Below are 17,375 nucleotides of genomic sequence, written 5' to 3' on the forward strand. Positions count from 1 at the left end.
TACAACAAAAATATTAAATAAAAAATTTCTTGTTTTTACAAAGTTAAGTTTAAATTTTTGAGGGGGAAATATTAAATGAAAACAGAAATAGTTGATGTAAAAGTAAGCCAAAAGTCAGAATATAATACAGCTAAAACATGGCAAATAGGTTTTTTTGCATTGAACAATACTGCAACTAACATTGCTATGTTTATAATGGGCTTTTATGCATTTTTTACACAAAATATTCTTGGGCTTGCAGCAGTAGTTGTAGGTTCAATAGCAATGAGTATGCGTATATGGGATGCAGTAACTGATCCAATAGTAGGATACTTAATGGATAAAACAGACGGAAAATTTGGTAAATTTAGACCATTTATGATAGTAGGGAATATAATATTGTTTATAAGTGTAAATATGATATTTAGAACGCCAGCAAACTGGTCTATAAATCAAAAATATTGGTATACGACTATAATATATGTAATATATATTATAGGATATACATTGCAATGTACAGTAACAAAAGGTGCTCAGGCAGTTTTAACAAATGATCCAAAACAACGTCCTGTGTTTACAATGTTTGATGCTGTATATAATACTATTTTATTTAGTGGTGGCACATTTTTGCTTACAGCATTTATGGCTCCTAAGTATCCTAAAAATATGATTGATCCTAATCTTTGGAAGGATGCTTCATTAATTTTTATGACAATATCTTTTATATTTACTATTTTAGCTATAATAGGAATATGGCAAAAAGATAGAACAGAATTTTTTGGATTAGGGGGAAATAATGTACAAGTTAAATTTAAAGATTATTTAGATATTTTAAAACATAATAGACCAATACAAATGCTTGTTATTGCAGCTTCAACAGATAAATTAGCATCAACGGCTTTAAGAGGTGCACAAGTATATTTCTTTTCTAATATTTTATTAAATTCTTCATTACAGGGAAAATTCTCTCTTGCTAATGCTATACCAGTTATGATAATTACAACTTTAGGTGTAAATTGGTCAAGAAAAGCAGGTATAAAGAAGGCTTTTGTTAGTTCATCTTGGGCAAGTATGTTAATGCTATTTTTAAATCTTGCATTAACACCAATATTAACTAAATCGTATACAGGCATTATAATACTTTTAGTTTTAATGACGATACAAACAGGAGTTATGGGTATATCTGGTAATATAGTTATACCTATGATAGCTGACTGCTCAGATTATGAAACTTATAGAAGTGGAAGATTTGTACCTGGAATGATGGGAACTTTATTTTCTTTTGTTGATAAAATAATTTCATCTTTATCTTCATTTATTATTGGAATTGTTCTTGCATGGGCTGGTTATGGAAATGTAGTAATTCAACCAAATACAGCATTAAATACAAAATTTTATATTGGTATATTGTTCTGTGTATATGGGCTCCCAATATTAGGACATATAGCTTCAATTTTAGCAATGAAATGGTATCACCTTGATAATGCTACCATGGATAAGATAAAAAAAGAAATTGCTCTTAAAAAGGCTGCTATTGATAAAGTATAAAATTTATAATTTTGGATGTGTTTTAATATAATGTTGATATTAGTCATAATATTAGAGGAAGTCCATAACTTCCTCTAATATTACTTTAAAATTATATTTTTTAAAAAATTATATATTTGGTTTAACTACTTATTAAATCTATTTTATGCATTTACATTTATATATTACCACTTTTAATAACTATATAATAAAAAAACAATTTTCCAAATAGATGAAATTATACTTATTTTTATATATTTAAGTCTGAAGAAAAATTATGAGAAAATTAAATATAACGGTTATGACTGTCACCACAAAGTTATTATACTATATCATGAGGTTTTTAATTATTGATATGTCCATTCTACTTTTATATATAATAGTTCCATAATTAAATTACCATGTATGTCAATAGCAGTAGAAATGCATACTTGCTCGTTATAAATATCTCTCTTTTTAATTTGTTACCTTTTTTATGAGATTTTCTTGACATTTTGGAAGACTTTGTACTTTTAAACCTCTCTGCAAAAAACACTTCATCAGGCTTAACTACACCTTCAACAGAGCCTACGTCAAAAAATGACCTTATACAATCAAGTATTTTATGTTTTTAAAATAAACTTGTACTATGTTAATAGCAACTAGGATAGACTTTACCATTGATAAACTACAAGTGAGTTCTATAATAATCTGCATTAAGGGCTTAAAATAGCATTGCCAGTAGATTTTTTTACCAATGACCAAAATTTTCTCTGTTATTTGCTTCTTCGTGATTAATATCGATTGAATTATACTTGAATTGACGGACACATAGAAAGGTTGATATAATGAGATCATAGAGAGAGGATGCCTCAAAGGTAATATATTGGAGGTGCTTTTAAGCAGTTTTATATAGGATGATACAGTTGTAAAAACAACCATTGAAAGGAAAGTTATTTGGTGATTAACCATGAAAAGAATAGATTTAGTATTTCAAAAACTTATAGAACTTAGTAAAAATAATGAAAATGGAATAACTGCTTCAGATATTGCCAAAGAGTTGAATCTTAATCGAGCGAATGTAAGTAATGATTTAAATAGGCTTTTTGAAGATGGCAGGATTGTTAAAATTAAGGGCAAGCCTACTTTATATAAGCCATTTAAGGGCGGGAATATACAAAATATATCAATTATAAAGAAATTTTCGGAAGCAAATCCAAGTTTGTATGGGGCAATTGAGCAGGCTAAAGCTGCCATATTATATCCTCCAAATGGTATGAATATTTTATTACTTGGTGAAACTGGTGTAGGTAAATCTACTTTTGCAGCATTAATATATAGATATGCGATTGAAATGAAAGTGAAGAGAGAGGGAAGTCCATTTATAACTTTTAACTGTGCAGACTATGCTAATAATCCTCAGTTGCTTTTAGGCCAGTTGTTTGGTGTTAAAAAAGGCGCTTATACAGGAGCGAATTTTGACAAGGAAGGATTGCTAGAGAAGGCTGATGGTGGGATTTTGTTTTTAGATGAAGTTCATAGACTTCCAGCAGAAGGACAGGAAATGTTTTTTACATTTATAGATAGAGGAGTGTATAGAAGGTTGGGCGAAACTGATTGTGAAAGAACAGCAAAAGTTCTTATAATAGCAGCAACTACAGAAGATCCAAATGCTAATCTCTTAAGGACTTTTACTAGAAGAATTCCTATGGTAATTACTATTCCACCACTAAGAGATAGAGGAATGGAGGAAAGATTCAATCTTATAAAACAGTTTATGATTGAAGAGTCTATAAGACTTGGGAAAAATATAAAAGTATCTATTAATTCAATAAAAGCATTTTTATCCTATGATTGTGAAAACAATGTAGGACAATTAAAATCTGATATACAACTTGCTTGTGCAAAAGCATATGCTGATTTTTTGTCTAATAAGAAAAATGATATAAGCATAAACAGCTTAGACTTACCTCTTTACATAAGAGAAGGCTTATTTAAAGAAACAGAGCACAGACAGCTATGGGCTAAATTAATTGATATTAATAAAAGATATTGTGTTTTTGATAGAAATGAAAAAAATATAATTTTTGAAGAAAATGATAAGGAAATAAATATTTATGAAATGCTTGACATGAAAAAAAGAGAGCTTAAATCAAGAGGCATAAAAGGGGAAAAATTTCAGGAAGAAATTGAAAGAGATATAGAAGATTATTTTAAAAAATATATGAATAAGTTTTCTGATAAAATAGATACTACATCATTAGAAAATATTATAGAACCTAGTATTATGAAAGTTATTGAAAAAGTTATTAACTTTTGTGAAGTGGAGCTTAATAGAAAGCTTGATAAGCAGATATATTATGGTTTGGCAGTTCACATAAATAGTTCTGTAGATAGAATTAGAAGAAACAAGAAAATTGAAAATCCAAACCTAAATATGATACGAAAAGAATATCCATCAGAATTTAATATAGCAGTAGATGTTTTGAAAATAATAGAGCAATATATAGATATTAGGATGCCATTAGATGAAGCTGGATTCATAACAATGTTTTTAGTTTATAATGATAATAATATACATTGTATTAATAATAATGTAAAAATAATAATTATAGCTCATGGTAGAAATACTGCTACATCTATGGCGGAAACGGTTAATGAACTTTTGGGAACAAAATATGCTAAAGGTATAAATGCTCCTATAGATGAAAAACCTCAGGTTATATTACAGAAAACTAGAGAATATATAAGGCAGAACAATATTAATTCAGATATTCTATTTTTAGTTGATATGGGATCACTTACGACCTTCAGCAAGGAAATTGAAAATGAATTTAAGATAAAAACCAGAACAATTCCTTTAGCAAGTACTCTGCATTGTATTGAAGCTACAAGAAAAGCAATGATAGGATATTCCTTAGATGAAATATATAGAGATACATTAGAGGTAAATAATCTGTATGACAGTAATATGCTGGATTATATACCAGAGACAATTGAAGAAAAGAGGTTTGCTATAGTAACAGTGTGTACCACAGGGGAAGGTACTGCTAAGGCAATAATAAATATTTTAAAAGAAAGACTTATTTACGAGAGTAGCTTACTTGAAATTATTCCTGTGAATTATATAGGAAAAGAAAGTATATATGAAAGATTGATAAAATTATCATATAAATATGAAATAATAGCTATAGTCAGCCCGTTTGAACTAAAGGTAGACTATCCACAGTTTAAATTGGATGATATTATTGAAGGAAAGTCTAATAAAGATATACAAGAGATTATAGATAGAGAAAGAATTTATGTTAAGATGCAGGAATCACTAGAACATCAATTAAAAAATGTTGATAGCAAGGTTGTACTTAAAGACATTAAGAAGTTTTGTAGAACTGTTGCGAAAACATTAAATATAAAATTGACTTCAAATGCTATTATAGGTATAACACTGCATATGGCATGTATGATTGATAGATTAAGTGGGAATGGGACTATAGAAGAATATATATGGAAAGAGGAATATATCAAAGAAAATCAAGAATTTTTTAGGGTAATTAAAAGCGAATGTGCATTTTTAAATACTAAGTACGCTATTGTAATTTCAGATGATGAAATATGTTATCTTATGAATTTATTTAATATGAAAAGTAGAAAAAACAAAACACATTAGTGACGTGTTTTGAAAAGGTTTTGAAAAAGCTAAACACATTAAAGCTTTTTTAAAACCTTTTTTATTATTCCTAGTTAATTGTAAATACCTAATTTAAAGGTTTTAATATTTTTTATTACATGAATTTTATTTTGGCACGATAATTGCTTTTATATATAAGTGAAATACAAATTAAACTATAAGAATAGAGGGTGGAGCAATGGAAATGACATCAATGGAGCAAATAGTTATGGAATTAGTTGTTAATGGAGGTGATGCAAGAAGCAAAGCAATGCAGGCTATTAGAGCAGCTAAGAAAGGTAATATGAATCTTGCAAAACAAAAAATAAATGAAGCGAATAAGGCTCTAAGCAAGGCTCATGAGATTCAGACTAATCTAATTCAAAGTGAAGCAGCAGGAGATCATGTAGAAGTAACTTTACTTATGGTTCATGCTCAGGATCATTTAATGAACGCTATGACAATATTTGATTTAGCTCAGGAAATGATAGATATGTATGAAGAATTTAGAAAATAACATATAAAACCCAAATCGCTTTTATTTTATATGTTTAATAATTAAATTTTAGGAGGAATAAGTCATGAAGTATATTACATTAATATGTGCAGCAGGTATGTCAACAAGTATGTTAATGGCTAGAATGCAGGAAGCTGCTAAAAAACAAGGTATCGAGGCTAAGATTATTGCTATGTCAGAGTCGAAATTTGAAGATTATGAGGGGCCTACGGATGTATTGCTTTTAGGACCGCAGATTTCATATATGGAAGATGATATAAAAGAACAGTATGAGTCCAAAGGAATTAAAGTTGCCGTAATAGATTTAATGGATTATGGAACAATGAATGGTGAAAAGGTGTTAAAAGATGCACTTGCGTTATTGAATTAATTTATTATGTGAAAAATCAATAAAAAATAATATTTTAGAGGGGGATTTAACAATGGTTAATTTTAATTCCAAAACTATATCTAAAAAAATTGCTCCAATTATGAATAAAATTCAAAAGAGTAAATTAACAAATGGAGTAAGTGGAGGAATGATGGCAGCATTACCCGTTACATTGCTCGGTGCATTTGCCTCATTATTCTTAAACCTTCCAATACCTGCTTACAAAAATTTTATTGCAAGACATGGAATTGCAGCAGCTTTAAATATAGGAATACAATTTTCCACAAATTTTTTGGCTGTAGTATTTTTGCTTACTATAGCTGGAAGTTATGCAAAACAATTTAAGGAAGATCCAATAGTTCCGGCACTATTATCAACAGTTTGCTTTTTTATAGTTACACCAATTGCAGTGAATAAGGTAAATAACATAAATATAACTTCAATCCCTGTAGATTGGTTGGGTGCAAAAGGTATTTTTTCAGCAATTATTATAAGTTTAATATCAACAAGGCTTTATATATATGTTAAGCAAAAAGGTTGGACCATTAAAATGCCTGCAAGCGTACCTCCAATAGTTTCTAGCAGTTTTATCAGCTTAATTCCAGGATTTTCAGTTATTATATTATTCCTAATTGTTTCAGGTATTTTTTCAGCAACTCCGTATAAAACAATACATGCTTTTATTTATTCATTTGTTCAAATTCCACTTCAAGGCGTAGGTGGAAATATTATATCTATAATAATATTATGGACATTTGCACAAGTATTATGGTTCTTTGGAATTCACGGAACATTAGTTATTTATTCAGTTATTCTTCCGATATTTACAGCAATGGATGTAGCTCAATTAGCTGCTTACTCAGCAGGACAACCACTTCCTAATATAACAGGACGTGCCTTTGTAAGTACTTATACAATGAGTGCTAGCGCAATTGGGTTCGCACTTTTGATGTTGTTATTTGCTAAGAGTAAGCAATATAAAACATTAGGTAAATTATCAGCCTTACCATCTATTTTCGGAATAAGTGAACCATTGGTTTTTGGTACACCGTTAGTTTTCAATTTTAGATTTGCTATACCATTTATATTTATGAATGCTATCAATATAATTATTGCTTATGTTTTAACAGTTATAGGATTAGTTCCTAGGGTAGCCGGCATACCACCAATGAGCGGTATGCCAATAATATTCAGCGGGCTAATGCAAGGAAGCTGGAAAATAGCTATGTTGCAAGTTGTACTTGTACTTTTAGAAATGATAGTCTGGTATCCATTTTTTAGAAAAGCAGACAAAGAAGCTTACGAACTAGAACAAAAATCTAATGTCAAAAATTAAATAATTATCTAGAAGTTCACTTATTACAATTGGTGAACTTCTAGATAAAATAAAAAAGATTTTATTAGAGATAGGTGATAATAATTGAAAATAATAGAATTAAATGATAAATGGCTTTTTACTAAAGAAAAAGATGAAACTTTTATAAAAGAAGAAATATATAATGCTGAGATTATATCTTTACCCCATTGTTTTAATGCTATAGATGGGCAAAGTGGGGACGGAATGTATAAAGGTCAATGTTTTTATCAAAGGAAATTAGATATAAATGATGAAGATTTGAATAAATTTATTTTTTTAGAAATAGGCGCAGCTGGCCTTATCTCCAAAGTATATATAAATGGACAATTAGCTGGAGAAAATAGATGTGGATTTTCAATGTATAGAGTATTTTTAAGTCCTTTCTTAAAGCCAAGGGAAAATTTAATTTCTATCATGGTAGACAATAGTCATTATGAAGATGTATATCCACTAATGGCTGATTTTTCATTTTATGGTGGATTATATCGTGAAGTGAGCTTAATAATTCAAGAAGCTCTTCATTTTGATTTAATGGATAATGGGAGAGATGGTATATATTTAACTCAAAAAAATATTGGCAAAAATATTTTTGAATTAAATGTAAAAGGCAGAGTTGTGAATGAATTATCTGAAGTTAAAGAAGGAACGATTGAATTTAGACTTTTAGATAAAGAAGAAAATACAGTTTTTAATAAAAGAGTAGATGTTATAGTTTTAAGAGATTCACAATTTGAGTTTACAGAAAAGATTAATAATCCAAAGCTTTGGCAGGGAATAGAAAATCCTTATCTTTATAAATTAGAAGCTAAATTATTCTGCGAAAATAGGATATATGATATAAGAACTATTGAAGTTGGTTTTAGAACTATAGAGATTACTTCAGATAAAGGGATTTTTTTAAATGGTAATCCTATAAAACTAAAGGGTGTTAGTCGTCATCAAGATTTTGCAGGAGTTGGTAATGCTCTAACTAAAGAACATATGGATTTGGATATGTCAATTATTAAAGAAATAGGTGCAAATAGCATTAGACTTTCTCATTATCAACACCATGATTACTTCTATACCCTATGCGATAGAGAAGGACTGCTTGTATGGGCAGAGATTCCGTTCATTAGCATACCAACAACCTGCGATAAGCAAAATAAGAATGCTAAAGACCAATTAGAAAAACTAATTAAACAAGCATATAATCATAGTTCTATATATTGCTGGGGAGTTCAAAATGAAATTACTATAGCAATAGAAAATGAAAATATATATGAAATGGTAAAAGAACTTGTAAGTATTGCTAAAAAATTAGATCCAAACAGATTAGTTGCTCAGGCCAATATTCACTCTGTAGTAAATGAAAGTCCTCTAAATGAATTAACGGATTTTGTTGGATATAATTTGTACTATGGTTGGTATTATAAAGAAATGCAAGATTTAGGAAAGCGACTAGATAAATTTCATGAAACAAGACCTAACATACCAATTATGGTTACAGAGTATGGAGTAGATGCTAATCCTAAATTACATTCATATAATCCAAGAATAATGGATTATACTGAAGAATATCAGCTGATTTTTCATGAGAATGCACTTAGAACTTTGAACGAGAGAAAGTTTGTCTTAGGTGGTTATGTATGGGCTATGTTCGATTTTGGAAGTGAAATTAGAAATGAAGGCGGAGAAAAAGGTATAAATCAAAAAGGTTTAGTAACTATAGATAGAAAAATTAAAAAGGATGCATTTTATTTATATAAAGCTTATTGGTCAAAGAAACCTTTTGTTAAATTAGCTGGAAAAAGATTTATCAATAGGCATAAAGATATAAACGACATAGTTGTATTATCTAATTTAGAACAGATTAAACTTTATGTTAATAATCAGTTTATAAATGAAATTAATAGCAATGAACCGATGAAAAAATTTAATACTGTTAAATTATCTTTAGGACAAAACATTGTTAAAGTAGAGGCTTTTGATAAAGGTAACAATGTTTACACGGATGAGATGATTTTAAATGATGTTTTAGAAATTGATAAAAGCTATATTTTTATAAAGCCCGAAAAGAAGAATGTAACTAACTGGTTTGAAAAGTTTGATTTATCAAATGTTCAAGAAGTAACTATTAAGGAAGGCTATTATTCTATATTTGATACCATAGAAGAGCTTTACAAAAATGAAGAAGCCAAAAATGTATTTAAAAAATATTTTGGTGATTTAGCTGAAGAACCTACATTTAAAGTAATGATGGGATTAATGACTATAAATAGTATGTCTAAACGCTCAAGATTTAATATACCAAAAGAACTATTAAGTGTCATTAATAGAGAATTAAATGTTATACCAAAGAATTAGAATTTATATTTCATTAGGAGATTGACTAATGTATATAAAAATAAAGGGGAGTATAATTAGTTTTGTGAAAAATCAACTCTAATTACACTCCCCTATTTTTTATCTTTTAGTTTCCCACATATTGCACCATACATGTTCATTAAAATGAGTGCCTTTAAATTCTGATTCACCCATTATCTTTTGAATTGTTTGACGAATAATTTCTCTTGTATCTTTATAAGCATTTATATATGTTTTTATCATAGGTACATCCGTTAAGTGAGTAGTATAGTTTAGTGAAACAAATACAGTTGGTATCTCATGTATATACCATGGAATATCACTAGACATTGGACATTTCCATCTTATGCGATAATTGTTTTCAGCTGCATATCCTACGATATCAGCAAAAACAAATGCGGCGTCAAAATTCTTTGATAAATCAGATGTTTTACCTTTATCTCTAGTAGTTCCATCGTGTAAAGTAACCTCAAAACCAACTCTTTCAAGTTCTTCAATAATTATTTTTTCTGCTTCCTTTGATCCATTAGTAATTCCTCCAATTTCACCAAATAAAGTATGAAGCCTTATTCTCTTATGAGTGCTTGGCTTTATTGGAAGTTGATTCCAAGTATCTTTTATCAATGATATACCTAAGTCTGCAGATTCTTTAGCCATATCTAAATGTTCTTTGCAGCCAATAATTTTAAGACCTTCTTTAGGAGGGATTAATGTTCCTTCCTTTTGTTTAACATGTAATTTTAGAGCAGCTTTTAATCCTAAAATTCTACGGAGAGCATCATGTAGACGTTCTTCTGTAATTACTCCATTTTTATATCCATCTAGCATGAAATTAAAGTCTTCTTCATAATCATTAAAAAATAAAAACATATCACAACCAGCAGCTATTGCAGCTGGGACATAATCTTTACGTTTCATAGCAGCTGCCATACCTATCATATGAGAAGCATCAGTTACAACTAATCCATTAAAGTTTAAATGTTCTTTTAATAATCCGTTTATTAATTCTGGAGATAAGGTTGCAGGTAAAATATCTTCATATTTTAAATTAGGATTTAATTTATACTGATAATTTGGTAGTGCAATATGTCCAGCCATTATTGTCATTAAGCCTTCGTCAATTAAATGTTTATAAACTCTGCCAAAACTATTATCCCATTCTTCAACACTGAGTTCGTTTACACCAAGAACCAAATGTTGATCTCTTTCTTCAGTACCGTCACCGGGGAAATGTTTTGCACAAGAAGCTATATTGCTTTTTCTTAAACCTTTAATATAAGCACTTGTATAATTGATAACTGACTCTGCATTTGTACCATAGGCTCTAGTATTAACAATTGTGTTTCTCCAATTCATTAAAATATCAGCACAAGGATCAAAGTTCCAGTTAACACCTAATGCACTAGCTTCGCGACCACTTACAAGCCCTGCATTGTAAGCTGTTTTTTCATTTCCTGAAGCTTCACATTGTGCTGCAGAAGCAATATAAGTTCCTTCTTTAACAGCTCCATCTCCACCTGAATCACAGTTTGCGGCTATAAGTAAAGGAATTTTGCTATTTTTTTGAAGAGTTGATAATAATTCATATACTTCATTTATAGTACCGTTTTGGTATCTTACTCCTCCAATATGGTATTTATCAAGCAATTCTTTAGATTTTTCAAGGTCAAAGTCGCAAAATAAATTAATAAACAATTGACCTATTTTTTCTTCAATAGTCATTTTTGCAATGGTATTTTCTACCCATGCTATATCTTCATCATTTAAATAATATGGTTTAGCTTTTAAATCTACTAATAATGGCATTTGTTTTTCCTCCTATAAAATTTTATTTCAATATTGAATTAAATTCTTTAATTAAACTTTCTTGATATTCCCCTTTGTAATTATTATTTATAAATTTTGTTAAAGCTTCACTAATTAAACGTTGCCAAGAAAAAGATTCTTTACCAACAAGTATTGGATAAAATAAGACTTCATTTTTTAATGCAGCATCTAAATCACTAGGTGCATCTCCAATCATAAGTATTTCATCTTCAAGATAACCAATTTTTTTTAAGCTGGCAATGCATTTTGCTTTAGTACCGGCTTCTTGTCCAAGCATAACCTTTACATAAGGTAATAGACCATGATGTGACCATTCTGAATTTAAAGCACTGCTGTTTGCAGAAGAAACTATAACAATATCTGCAACAGTACTAATAATTTTAATTCCTTCTTTTACATTAGGGAAAGGCTTATTGTTTTCTGATAATTTATTAATATCTTTATTAACTTTTTTACTCCATGATAATGCTTTAATAAGTTGTTTATCTCCTGTAAGTTTTATAGCTTTTTCAAGTGCAGGATTGGAAAGCTCATTGGAATCTTTTGTCCATTTACAAATTGATGAAAAATCTGGTATATAAAAACCTTCATCTGATAATAATTCAAACGTTTTTACAAGACCTTTAAAGCGGTTAATACCTCTTGTTTTTGAATATAAATTAACATTATTCCAAACTTCCATAAATTTATTTTCAATGCTTTGAAGGCCCCATTCCTCTATAGCTTTAGGACCAAAGCATTTTTTGTGCTTTATTTCCATGGTATCCATAGCAGAGCCATCAGAGTCAATGCATACTAAAAATTTTTTATTTTTTTTAAAATCCTTTAAACTATTTTCCATTTTTTACTCCTTTCTATGTAAAATTTACTTTAATAAAAAATTAATTTTTATATTATAATGAGATAAAAATAATATTGTTTTTAAATTTATGAAGGAATATATTTTTATAATACATGAAATTATTTTTTTCAACTAGCAATATCTTGCGTGAAATAGTAAAATAAAAACTAATTGCTTTATTGCTAGTTTATATATAAAATAAATATTATAAAACTAAGTTTTATAATATGAAACAAGAAGGGGAGATGGAATTGCCACTTAAAGAAGAAAATTCTGTTCAATCTGTAGAAAGAGTTTTATCTATACTTGAGTATTTAGCAGAAGAAAAAAAATCTTGCAGAATCACTGAAATAGCTAATGCAGTTAATCTTCATAAAAGCACTGTTCATAGACTTCTTAAAACATTAATGAATAAAGGCTATATAGAAAAAGAAATAGATTCAGATAAATATTTATTAGGAACTAAAGTACTATTTCTTGCAAGTGCTGTTTTAGATAGAATGGATGTAAGAAATATTGCAAGAGCTTATATAGAAAAATTGTCTGAAAAAGTTAACGAAGTTATTCATCTTTCAATATTAGATGGAGATGAAGCAGTATATATAGATAAGGTTGAAGGATTAAGACACGGAAGTGTTAGAATGAATTCTCAAATTGGTAAGAGAGTACCTTTATATTGTACTGCTATGGGAAAAATATTGATTTCAAAGTTTAATAACGAAGAAATTATTAATATATTAAAAAATAAAGAGATGAAAAAGCATACAAATAATACTATTACAAATATAGATGATTTTATAAAAGAAATAATAGATGTTAGAAAAAATGGATATGCTGTAGATGAAATGGAATGTGAGGAAGGAATAAGATGTATAGCTGCACCAATATATGATAGAAAAGGAGATATAACTGCCTCTATAAGTGTATCTGGTCCAGTTTTTTATATTACAGAAGAAAAATTACCCTATATAAAAAAAGAACTACTTAATACTGCAAAAGAAATTTCAAAACAGCTTGGATATTTAAAAAATTACTAGTTATTTTATTAAAATAGCTAGTAATTTTTTTTACATAGTAGTATTATAATAATAGTAATATAAATATGAAACATAGTTTCATATTATGAAACTATGTCAAAAGAGTTGATGATTGGGGGAATTTTTGTGGAAAGAATTAGGACAATTGAAAAAATAATTGAAAGCGGAGTAGTTGCTGTAATAAGAGCAGAGTCTAAAGATGAAGGAATAAAAATAATTGATGCAGTTAAAAAAGGCGGAATTAAAGCGTTAGAAATAACTATGACAGTTCCAGGAGCAGTTGATATTATAAAAGAACTTTCAGAAATCTATAAAAATGAAGATGTAATAATTGGAGCAGGAACAGTTTTAGATCCAGAAACAGCTAGATTATGTATATTATCAGGTGCAAAATATATAGTAAGCCCAAGTATAAATGAAGAAACAATAAGGCTTTGTAATAGATATAGAATTCCAATTATGCCAGGAGCAATGACTGTTAAAGAAGCTATTCAAGCTCTTGAATTAGGAGCGGAAATAATTAAAGTTTTTCCAGGAAGTGCTTTTGGACCATCTATAATAAGTGCATTTAAAGGGCCTCTACCTCAAGGTAATTTTATGCCAACAGGAGGAGTAAATTTAGATAACGTTAAAGACTGGATAAAATCTGGTGCTGTTGCTGTGGGAACAGGAAGTGATTTAACAAAGGGAGCAAAAACTGGAGATTATCAATTGATAACAGAAACAGCATCTAAATTTGTTGAAGAAGTTAAAAAAGCCAGATTAAAATAAATTTTATTAAAGATGAGGTTATGGAATTTATGAATGCTTTAGTAAATAGTGTTATAAAAACTGATAAAAGAGAATTTGATATGATAACTTTTGGAGAAAGTATGGTTATCTTCTCTCCAGATACTAAAGGTCCTTTAAGATATGTTAATAACTTTACTAAATCTATAGGAGGGGCTGAATCAAATACAGCCATAGCATTAAGCAGACTAGGGCATAAAGCAGGATGGTTTTCAAAGCTTGGAGATGATGAGTTTGGAAGATATATTCAGCTTATTATAAGAGGAGAAGGTATTGATATATCTAAAGTAAAAATAGATAAAAAAAGAAATACAGGTATACTTTTTAAAGAAAGATTTATTAATGCAAACCCAACTGTATATTATTATAGAAATGATTCAGCTGCAAGTAAATTTTCTATAGAGGATATAGATTATGAATATATAAAATCATGTAAAATATTTCATATAACTGGTATAACTCCTGCACTTTCTAAAAGCTGTAAAGAAGCAGTATTTAAAGCTATAGAAATAGCAAAGGAAAATCAAGTTATAGTATCTTTTGACCCTAATATAAGACTTAAGCTTTGGAGTATAGAAGAAGCAAAACCAGTACTTCTTAAAATAGCTGAAATGTCTGATATAGTTTTTCCTGGAATTGAAGAGGGGGAATTACTTCTCTCAACTAAAGATAAAGATAAAATTATAGATAAATTTATAGAATTAGGTTGTGATACCATAGCACTTAAACTTGGTAAAGATGGCTGTTATGTTGCTAATAAAAAAGAAAGACATTTTGTTAAGGGATATAATGTAGACAATATTGAAGATACTGTTGGAGCTGGAGATGGATTTGCTGCTGGATTTTTATCAGGTTTGCTTAGAAACTTAAATATTAAACAAGCAGCAGAATATGCAAATGGAGTAGGTGCAATGGCAACTTTAGTAAAAGGAGATATGGAAGGTTTTCCAACATTTGAGCAGCTTATGCAGTTTATAGGACAAAGTAAACACATAGATAGATAAAAATAAAATAATAAAAGTGCATAATAATTATTAATGAAAAATTTGTTTTAAATGTATATAAATAAAAAAGAAGCGTAATTAGTTTTATATAAAATCAAATCTAATTACGCTTCTTTTTTAGAATTAGCTGATATTTGTAAAAAATAACATAAATATTTTTAAGGTTAGAAAGAAATATAAAGAATTTTATACCAAACTATAAACTTCTTTTTTATCTTTTATTTTTATTAATTATTTTATATATAATTTATTATAATAATCTTCAAGCATTCTCTTTGTACCAAAATTTTCCTTAGTTGTTTTAATACTTTCTTTCATCATTTCTATCCATTTAGGTCTATTTTCATAATAAGTAGGAACAACTCTATTAAGCAGTGTATCATAAAGAGCGTCTATATCATGAGCGTTGATATCGTCTACTTCTCCTTCGGAAACTCCATCTCCAAACTGCCAGCCGTTAATACCATCTATACAAGCTTCTGGCCACCAGCCATCTAAAATTGAACAATTAAGAACACCGTTCATTGCAGCTTTCATTCCAGAAGTACCTGAAGCTTCCAATGGTCTAATTGGATTATTAAGCCATATATCACTTCCACGAGTAAGCATTCTACCTATATTCATATCATAGTTTTCAAGAAATACTACAGCTTTTGGATATTTTTTCATCATAGAAACCAAATTAGCAACTATTGCTTTTCCAGTGTCATCAAGAGGATGTGCTTTACCTGAAAATACTATTTGAATTTTTCCTTCATTTAAATAAGGTTCAATGACTTCAGGTCTACTAAATATAAGATCACTTCTTTTATATGGAGCAGCTCTTCTTGAAAAACCTATTAAAAGATTATCCAAATTAAGAGTTATGCCTGTTCTTTCTTTAACAAAAGAAATAAGTTCTTTTTTGATTTCCATATGAGCAGACCAAATATCTCCATTTTCTTCATAAGCTTTAGTTATTCTATCATCAACCCAAGTTGGAATATGAATAGCATTTGTAATTCCTATTATTTCAGAACGTCCAGCTACTTCTTTCCACATTTTGTTTGCAGTTTGTGCATGAAGATCAGAAACTGCATTTGATTTTCTTGAAAGCCTAAGCCCTGCTATTGTCATATTAAAAGGATCTCCACCAATTCTTATCATTTGATCTTTTGTTAAACCATTAAAAGCACCCATATATTCTAATTTTTCAATTGGGTGAGATTCATTTCCTTGAATTATTGGAGTATGAGTTGTAAATACAACTTCTTCTCTTGTAGATTTCCAAGCTTCTTCAAATGTTAATCCAAAACACATTTTTTCTCTTATAAGTTCAAGAGCTGCAAAATCTGCATGACCTTCGTTGAAATGATAAACATCTACAGGAATTTCTAATGCTCTAAGAGCCCTTACTCCACCTATTCCAAGCACCATTTCTTGAGCAATTCTTTCTTCGCCAAACCATCCATATAATTGTCCAGTAATCCAAGTTTCGCTGTTCTCTGGGATATCTGTATCTAAAAGATACAGAGGATTATTTCCAAATTTTTCAGTTTTCCATACTTTACATACTACATCTATATTTCTTATTTTAACTGTAACTTTAACTCCAGTATCTTCTAAAAAATCGTATACATAATTTTTATAAGCATCATAAGGTTTCCCATCTTTATCAATAACTTGATCTCCATAACCTTGCTTCCATTTTATACCGATGCCAACTAAAGGTAGATTTAAATCTTTTGCTCCTTTTAAATAATCTCCAGCAAGTATTCCAAGCCCCCCTGCATACATTTTAAAATCAGAATCAAGCCCATATTCCATACAAAAATAGGCAACTTTAGGTAAATTATTATTCATTTTAACCCTCCCTGTATTTAATAATACTTATATAAAGCATTATTATTATATTATTATAATTAAATTATAATAATAAATAAGAAAATATACAACCGTTTGCACAAATATTTTTAAAAATTTTCCAAAGAATTTTATAATCAAGGCAGAAGATTATATACCTAAGTATGAATATTAAATATATAAAATAAAGTTAAAACAATTATGTATGTTTCTATGAAGATAATAAACAAATATTATAAAAATATCATTGACTTGGAGTTAACTTAAAGGAGTAAAGTATTAATAGAAAGAAA

The 17,375-nt window shown here is 28.8% G+C and carries 12 protein-coding genes and 1 pseudogene; 9 read left to right on the forward strand and 4 right to left on the reverse strand.

From position 1 onward, the window contains the following. Positions 1 to 75: 75 nt before the first annotated feature. Positions 76 to 1,527: an MFS transporter gene (locus B5D11_RS06525; protein ID WP_078682246.1), complete on the forward strand. Its 1,452-nt coding sequence runs from the start codon at positions 76 to 78 to the stop codon at positions 1,525 to 1,527. Between the two features lie 356 nt (positions 1,528 to 1,883). Here B5D11_RS06525 and B5D11_RS12535 read toward each other — a convergent pair. Further along, positions 1,884 to 2,169, reverse strand: a pseudogene (locus B5D11_RS12535) (IS1595 family transposase); the annotation flags it as partial. 286 nt (positions 2,170 to 2,455) lie between these two features. Between B5D11_RS12535 and B5D11_RS06530 the strand changes: the two are divergent. The 5 genes from B5D11_RS06530 to B5D11_RS06550 all read left to right on the forward strand — a co-directional run bounded on the left by B5D11_RS06530 (position 2,456) and on the right by B5D11_RS06550 (position 9,742). After that, on the forward strand, positions 2,456 to 5,152 hold the full coding sequence (locus B5D11_RS06530; RefSeq protein ID WP_078682247.1) for a sigma 54-interacting transcriptional regulator: 2,697 nt from the start codon (positions 2,456 to 2,458) through the stop codon (positions 5,150 to 5,152). A 199-nt stretch (positions 5,153 to 5,351) separates the two neighbouring features. Beyond that, the gene (locus B5D11_RS06535; RefSeq protein ID WP_078682248.1) at positions 5,352 to 5,669 is read left to right on the forward strand and encodes a PTS lactose/cellobiose transporter subunit IIA; all 318 of its coding nucleotides are present in this window, start codon (positions 5,352 to 5,354) and stop codon (positions 5,667 to 5,669) included. A 64-nt stretch (positions 5,670 to 5,733) separates the two neighbouring features. Then, a complete protein-coding gene (locus B5D11_RS06540; RefSeq protein ID WP_078682249.1) occupies positions 5,734 to 6,039 on the forward strand; it encodes a PTS sugar transporter subunit IIB in 306 nt (101 codons plus the stop codon). Between the two features lie 52 nt (positions 6,040 to 6,091). Next, entirely contained in the window at positions 6,092 to 7,375 is a 1,284-nt protein-coding gene (locus B5D11_RS06545) for a PTS sugar transporter subunit IIC (protein WP_078682250.1), read from the forward strand. An 84-nt stretch (positions 7,376 to 7,459) separates the two neighbouring features. Beyond that, complete coding sequence (locus B5D11_RS06550) at positions 7,460 to 9,742, forward strand: glycoside hydrolase family 2 protein (protein WP_078682251.1); 2,283 nt, start codon at positions 7,460 to 7,462, stop codon at positions 9,740 to 9,742. Positions 9,743 to 9,841: 99 nt separating this feature from the next. On the opposite strand, the gene B5D11_RS06555 is transcribed toward B5D11_RS06550, so the two are convergent. Both B5D11_RS06555 and B5D11_RS06560 read right to left on the reverse strand, forming a co-directional pair. Beyond that, entirely contained in the window at positions 9,842 to 11,548 is a 1,707-nt protein-coding gene (locus B5D11_RS06555; protein ID WP_078682252.1) for a glycoside hydrolase family 3 protein, read from the reverse strand. A gap of 22 nt (positions 11,549 to 11,570) precedes the next feature. Continuing rightward, on the reverse strand, positions 11,571 to 12,410 hold the full coding sequence (locus tag B5D11_RS06560) for an HAD hydrolase-like protein (RefSeq protein ID WP_078682253.1): 840 nt from the start codon (positions 12,408 to 12,410) through the stop codon (positions 11,571 to 11,573). A 251-nt stretch (positions 12,411 to 12,661) separates the two neighbouring features. Between B5D11_RS06560 and B5D11_RS06565 the strand changes: the two genes are divergently transcribed. From B5D11_RS06565 to B5D11_RS06575, 3 genes are all read left to right on the forward strand, one after another. Beyond that, on the forward strand, positions 12,662 to 13,447 hold the full coding sequence (locus tag B5D11_RS06565) for an IclR family transcriptional regulator (protein WP_164850157.1): 786 nt from the start codon (positions 12,662 to 12,664) through the stop codon (positions 13,445 to 13,447). A 126-nt stretch (positions 13,448 to 13,573) separates the two neighbouring features. Next, positions 13,574 to 14,218, forward strand: a complete 645-nt coding sequence (locus B5D11_RS06570; RefSeq protein WP_078682255.1) for a bifunctional 4-hydroxy-2-oxoglutarate aldolase/2-dehydro-3-deoxy-phosphogluconate aldolase — start codon at positions 13,574 to 13,576, stop codon at positions 14,216 to 14,218. A 29-nt stretch (positions 14,219 to 14,247) separates the two neighbouring features. Continuing rightward, complete coding sequence (locus B5D11_RS06575) at positions 14,248 to 15,240, forward strand: sugar kinase (RefSeq protein ID WP_078682256.1); 993 nt, start codon at positions 14,248 to 14,250, stop codon at positions 15,238 to 15,240. A gap of 231 nt (positions 15,241 to 15,471) precedes the next feature. Here B5D11_RS06575 and glgP read toward each other — a convergent pair whose 3' ends face one another. After that, positions 15,472 to 17,082: an alpha-glucan family phosphorylase gene (gene glgP, locus B5D11_RS06580; RefSeq protein WP_078682257.1), complete on the reverse strand. Its 1,611-nt coding sequence runs from the start codon at positions 17,080 to 17,082 to the stop codon at positions 15,472 to 15,474. Between the last annotated feature and the right edge of the window lie 293 nt (positions 17,083 to 17,375).

The organism is Clostridium sp. USBA 49 (assembly GCF_900167505.1).
Lineage (GTDB): Bacteria > Bacillota > Clostridia > Clostridiales > Clostridiaceae > Clostridium_AT > Clostridium_AT prolinivorans.

What these genes read in the sequence shown, in the direction of transcription:
- B5D11_RS06575 (WP_078682256.1), top strand. Translation starts at nt 14,248, where the DNA reads ATGAATGCTTTAGTAAATAGTGTTATAAAAACTGATAAAAGAGAATTT.
- B5D11_RS06530 (WP_078682247.1), top strand. Translation starts at nt 2,456, where the DNA reads ATGAAAAGAATAGATTTAGTATTTCAAAAACTTATAGAACTTAGTAAA.
- B5D11_RS06525 (WP_078682246.1), top strand. Translation starts at nt 76, where the DNA reads ATGAAAACAGAAATAGTTGATGTAAAAGTAAGCCAAAAGTCAGAATAT.
- B5D11_RS06555 (WP_078682252.1), bottom strand. Translation starts at nt 11,548, where the DNA reads ATGCCATTATTAGTAGATTTAAAAGCTAAACCATATTATTTAAATGAT.
- B5D11_RS06560 (WP_078682253.1), bottom strand. Translation starts at nt 12,410, where the DNA reads ATGGAAAATAGTTTAAAGGATTTTAAAAAAAATAAAAAATTTTTAGTA.
- B5D11_RS06545 (WP_078682250.1), top strand. Translation starts at nt 6,092, where the DNA reads ATGGTTAATTTTAATTCCAAAACTATATCTAAAAAAATTGCTCCAATT.
- glgP (WP_078682257.1), bottom strand. Translation starts at nt 17,082, where the DNA reads ATGAATAATAATTTACCTAAAGTTGCCTATTTTTGTATGGAATATGGG.
- B5D11_RS06540 (WP_078682249.1), top strand. Translation starts at nt 5,734, where the DNA reads ATGAAGTATATTACATTAATATGTGCAGCAGGTATGTCAACAAGTATG.
- B5D11_RS06535 (WP_078682248.1), top strand. Translation starts at nt 5,352, where the DNA reads ATGGAAATGACATCAATGGAGCAAATAGTTATGGAATTAGTTGTTAAT.